The organism is Bacillus sp. XF8 (assembly GCF_017498755.1).
Lineage (GTDB): Bacteria > Bacillota > Bacilli > Bacillales > Bacillaceae_G > Bacillus_A > Bacillus_A bingmayongensis.
This window is the reverse complement of the sequence record NZ_JAGDQK010000091.1, coordinates 1-4,732: the sequence shown is the minus strand read 5'-3', so window position 1 is coordinate 4,732 and position 4,732 is coordinate 1. Positions and strand designations below refer to the sequence as shown.

5 protein-coding genes and 2 pseudogenes are annotated in these 4,732 nt (G+C 37.3%); 6 read left to right on the top strand and 1 reads right to left on the bottom strand.

Features of this window, described 5'->3' with window-relative positions; translation table 11 throughout:
* From J4P91_RS28305 to J4P91_RS28285, 6 genes and pseudogenes are all read left to right on the top strand, one after another.
* Positions 1 to 224: DDE-type integrase/transposase/recombinase (locus J4P91_RS28305; protein ID WP_207996745.1), on the top strand; the 224-nt coding region annotated here is incomplete at its 5' end.
* A 317-nt stretch (positions 225 to 541) separates the two neighbouring features.
* The gene (locus J4P91_RS28300; RefSeq protein WP_207996744.1) at positions 542 to 1,249 is read left to right on the top strand and encodes an IS6 family transposase; all 708 of its coding nucleotides are present in this window, start codon (positions 542 to 544) and stop codon (positions 1,247 to 1,249) included.
* Positions 1,250 to 1,305: 56 nt separating this feature from the next.
* Positions 1,306 to 1,404: pseudogene (locus tag J4P91_RS29305) on the top strand (PadR family transcriptional regulator); the annotation flags it as partial.
* 18 nt (positions 1,405 to 1,422) lie between these two features.
* On the top strand, positions 1,423 to 2,616 hold the full coding sequence (locus tag J4P91_RS28295) for a chromate transporter (RefSeq protein WP_207996743.1): 1,194 nt from the start codon (positions 1,423 to 1,425) through the stop codon (positions 2,614 to 2,616).
* Between the two features lie 93 nt (positions 2,617 to 2,709).
* Positions 2,710 to 2,817 (top strand): annotated as a pseudogene (locus J4P91_RS28290) (CatA-like O-acetyltransferase); the annotation flags it as partial.
* A gap of 428 nt (positions 2,818 to 3,245) precedes the next feature.
* Entirely contained in the window at positions 3,246 to 4,415 is a 1,170-nt protein-coding gene (locus tag J4P91_RS28285; protein WP_207996742.1) for a serine hydrolase domain-containing protein, read from the top strand.
* Positions 4,416 to 4,521: 106 nt separating this feature from the next.
* Here J4P91_RS28285 and J4P91_RS28280 read toward each other — a convergent pair.
* Positions 4,522 to 4,732: DDE-type integrase/transposase/recombinase (locus J4P91_RS28280; RefSeq protein WP_207996741.1), on the bottom strand; the 211-nt coding region annotated here is incomplete at its 5' end.

The window sequence follows — 4,732 nt, the reverse complement described above, 5'->3', positions numbered from 1 at the left end:
CTCATTGTACAATCAAGCATTTGAACAATCTCATTGAACAGGACCATAGGCATGTGAAGCGACGTTTTTCCAAATCCACAGGATTTCAAAATCTTCGCCACGCTTCCCGTACCTTGAAAGGCATCGAAACCATTCATGCTTTATATAAACGAAACCGAAGTCTTGGCTCAGACTTCGGTTTTTCGACATACAATGAATTACAGGAGCTACTAACAATCGCATAAAATGTACAACTTTTTGTTGGCACCACTTAACCTTAACAAAACTTTGCAACAGAACCGTTTAACTTATTATAAACGATTTATTTTTGTATAAAGATAAGTCACTATTCAAATTCTTATTTTTTTCAATCTTTATTCCAAATCAACACAAAAAACGGTTATCCTTTCTGATTTTGCTCGTTTAATTTAGAAAGAATAACCATTTTTTAAACTTGGGGGTACTAAAATGGGTTCTGGTGCAAAAACTGCAAGACAATTGCAAGTAATCTCCAAATCTTGGACATACTGATACTATTACTCTATAAAGGTGTGTGATCGGTATGGAAAAACAAAATTTGTTCAAATGGAAGCATTATCAGCCTGACATTATTTTGTTAACGGTTAGATGGTACCTACGGTACAGCCTCAGTTTTCGTGATTTGGTGGAAATGATGGAGGAACGCGGCTTATCTATGGCTCACACAACGATTATGCGTTGGGTTCATCAATATGGACCTGAATTAGATGAAAGAGTACGGCGTCATCTCAAGCAAACAAATGACTCATGGAGAGTCGATGAAACCTATATAAAAGTAAAAGGACAATGGATGTACTTATATCGTGCAGTCGATTCGAGAGGAAATACGATTGACTTTTATTTAAGTAAATCCAGAGATACCAAAGCAGCCAAGCGCTTTTTCAAAAAAGCCTTGGCTGTTCGTCATTCTACAACACCACGTGTCGTTACGGTTGATAAAAATCCAGCGTATCCTTTAGCCATTGAACAGTTAAAAGAAGAAAAGATGATGCCTAAAGGCGTTAAAATCAGACGAATACGGTACCTTAACAATATAGTAGAACAAGATCATCGTTTCATTAAGAAACGTGTGCGTTCTATGTTGGGATTCCAGTCGTATGAAACAGCCCATTCTATATTGAGTGGCATTGAAGCGATGCATATGATGAAAAAAGGACAACTTCACCAACGGGTGAAGTCTGTCCAAAATGAAGTCAAATTCATACATAAGTTGTTTGGAGTTGCATCATAATCTGTAATTGAACAGGCCATGTAGGTTCTATGTCTTCATCAAATAGTTTTTGCACCAGAACCAGAAAATATTATACAGCTACTGAAAAAGGGCAAGAAGTTCTAGTGGAGGCACGAAAGAAAGCATATGAACTTTTTAAAGAAATTAAAGATTAATAAGAAAGGACGTGTAAAATGAATCATACAACACAACAAAGCAAATTTAAGATTTTATTAGAAATACTGCTTGTTTCTACTCGACTTGGACTTACATCTTTCGGGGGACCGATAGCACATCTAGGTTATTTTCACGAAGAGTATGTTCGCAAAAGAAAATGGATGGATGAAAAAAGCTATGCTGATTTAGTTGCATTATGTCAGTTCCTACCTGGTCCTGCTAGTAGTCAAGTTGGTATTGGAATTGGTGTCATGCGTGCGGGTGTACTAGGAGGAATTCTTTCTTTTATAGGTTTTACTCTTCCTTCTGTTGTAGCACTAATCATATTTGCATTAATACTACAAGGTTTAAATATTGGGAATGCTAGCTGGATTCATGGTTTAAAAATCGTAGCCGTAGTAGTAGTAGTACATGCTATTTTAGGTATGGCTCAAAAATTAACACCAGATTTACAACGTAAATCTATCGCGTTATTTGCTTTAGTTGGAACGTTATTATGGCAAACAGCTTTCACACAAGTTGGTGTAATTTTATTGTCAGGTCTAGTTGGTTATCTGATTTATAAAAACCATGCGGATAATGATGAAGCTAAACTAAGTTTCCCAATCTCCCGAAAGTTAGGAGTAATTTGTTTATCACTATTTTTTGGATTACTTGTTTTCCTTCCAGTTCTAAGAGAGGTTACATCGTTAAATTGGATTGCAATGTTTGATAGTTTTTATCGTTCAGGATCTTTAGTTTTCGGTGGAGGTCATGTTGTTTTACCATTACTGGAACGTGAATTTGTCCCTACAGGCTTGATGGATGAAGCGTCATTTTTAGCTGGTTACGGTGCTACTCAAGCTGTACCTGGACCATTATTTACATTTGCAGCGTATATAGGTGCTGTTATTGGTGGATGGCAAGGTGGATTACTAGCAACTGTAGCTATTTTCTTACCAGCATTTCTTCTTATTTTAGGTACATTACCGTTTTGGGATCAATTAAGACGAAATCCTAAAATCAAAGGTGCTTTAATGGGAGTAAATGCGGCTGTAGTCGGAATTTTAATCTCAGCTTTCTATCATCCGATTTGGACTAGTGCAATCTTACAACCTGTTGATTTTGCTTTAGCTGCCGTATTATTTAGTATGTTAGTATATTGGAAGTTACCACCTTGGATTATTGTAGTGGCTGGCGCTGTTGGAGGCACACTAATATCACTGGTGTAAAATATATAATTGTATTTTAAACTACCACTTTATTTGGTGGTTTTTTTGTTTTTCAAAAATAAAAGAAAGTACTCTCCACTGTAACAAAAACGACCTATTTCGTTACAAGTGCATCATGCTGTTTGTGATGGATATCATGCTAGTGAATTTATAGCAGAGTTACAAGATCTATCTAATAATTTTCATGAATGGCTTGGATAAAACTATAAGTTTTTTAAATATGTAATATTGGATAAAACAGACTTAAAACCTTTGATATATAGGGTTTTGAGTCCATTTTTTGTTAATTGTAAACATACTTATTCCGAATATATATTTCGCAAAGTTGCGAACAACTTCTTCTTGTATGTTTGGCAGAACAGGAAAATTCCTAAAAATAAATGCTCACTTTTGTGACAACTTTGTAATCTTCTTGTAAGGAAAATAGATATTTAGAATTTTCTGTTTACTATAGAGTGAAAGAGCACAAAGTTAATTTTATCCCGCATTAACGGGCAGTAAGACCCCCACTGATTAAAGTTTCACTTTATTGTTGACCTTTTGTCATTGGTAGAGATGATAGCTGTGTGGTTAGTATGAAACAGCAAGCAACCCACCTATACAATATGAATAGAGGAGAGGAATGCCTTATGAAAACACGTAGTCAAATTACATTTGCAAGTCTGGCCCTTTTAATAGCTGGAAGTTCTCTGTTATACACAACACCAATCTCAATTGTAAAAGCAGAGCCCACTCAAAATGTATCTAGTTCGTCACACACAAGCACTCAACGAGATCGTAATTCCGTCAAGCAAGCAATGCGGGATACATTGCAACTTGGATTCTCGGGGATACTTGCTAAAACTTCTGAGGGTGGAAAAACATGGAGTTATGCCGCTGGGATAGCGGATCTGAGAACCAAGAAACCAATGAAAACAGATTTTCGCTTTCGCATTGGCAGCGTGACGAAGACGTTCACTGCAACAGTGGTGCTTCAATTAGCTGGAGAGAACCGCTTGAATCTAGACGACTCCATCGAAAAATGGTTGCCTGGTGTCATTCAAGGAAATGGATATGATGGTAACCAGATTACTATCCGGCAGATATTGAACCATACAAGTGGTATCGCTGAATACTCAAGGTCAAAAGACACTGACTTTACGGATACAAAAAAATCGTATACGGCTGAAGAGTTAGTGAAGATGGGGATTTCTCTTCCCCCAGACTTTGCCCCAGGAAAGGGCTGGTCTTATTCAAACACAGGATACGTATTACTGGGTATTCTTATTGAAAAAGTAACTGGAAACAGCTATGCGGAAGAGATTGAAAATCGGATTATTGAACCGCTTGAATTGTCGAATACATTCCTACCTGGTAATTCAACTGTTATCCCAGGTACCAATCATGCCCGTGGATATTTCCAACCAGACGGAGCAAGTGAGCTAAAAGATGTTACTTATTATAACCCAAGTGCAGGTAGCTCGGCTGGAGATATGATTTCTACTGCTGACGACTTAAACAAATTCTTCTCTTACTTGCTCGGTGGCAAATTACTGAAAGAACAACAACTAAAACAAATGCTTACTACAGTTCCTACAGGAAGAGAAGGAATCGATGGATATGGTCTTGGAATCTATGAAACTAAGCTTCCAAACGGTGTCTCGATATGGGGACACACAGGTGGCCTTCTAGGGTTTACTACTCTTGTTGGAGGCACACTTGGAGGCAAGCATACGTTGGTCGTCAATTGGAACAGTTTGGGTAGAGCTGACAGTCCTAATCCTTTTAAAAATATTTTACTTGCTGAATTTAGCAAGTAGGCAAAAAGGAAAAACGAAAAAAAACGGATAAATTTTGTCATAGTTTTTATGGTTCTGTTGCGAAGTTTTGTTAAGGTTAAGTGGTGCCAACAAAAAATTGTACATTTTATGCGGTTGTTAGTAGCCCCTGTAATTCATTGTACGTCGAAAAACCGAAGTCTGAGCCAAGACTTCGGTTTTGTTTGTATATGGCATGAACAGTTTCTATACCTTTAATAGTACGTGAGGTATGGAGAAGACTTTGAAATCCTGCGGATTTGGAAAAACGTCGCTTCACATGCCTATGGTCCTGTTCAATGAGATTGTTCAAATGCTTG

What these genes read in the sequence shown, in the direction of transcription:
- J4P91_RS28285 (WP_207996742.1), top strand. Translation starts at nt 3,246, where the DNA reads ATGAAAACACGTAGTCAAATTACATTTGCAAGTCTGGCCCTTTTAATA.
- J4P91_RS28300 (WP_207996744.1), top strand. Translation starts at nt 542, where the DNA reads ATGGAAAAACAAAATTTGTTCAAATGGAAGCATTATCAGCCTGACATT.
- J4P91_RS28295 (WP_207996743.1), top strand. Translation starts at nt 1,423, where the DNA reads ATGAATCATACAACACAACAAAGCAAATTTAAGATTTTATTAGAAATA.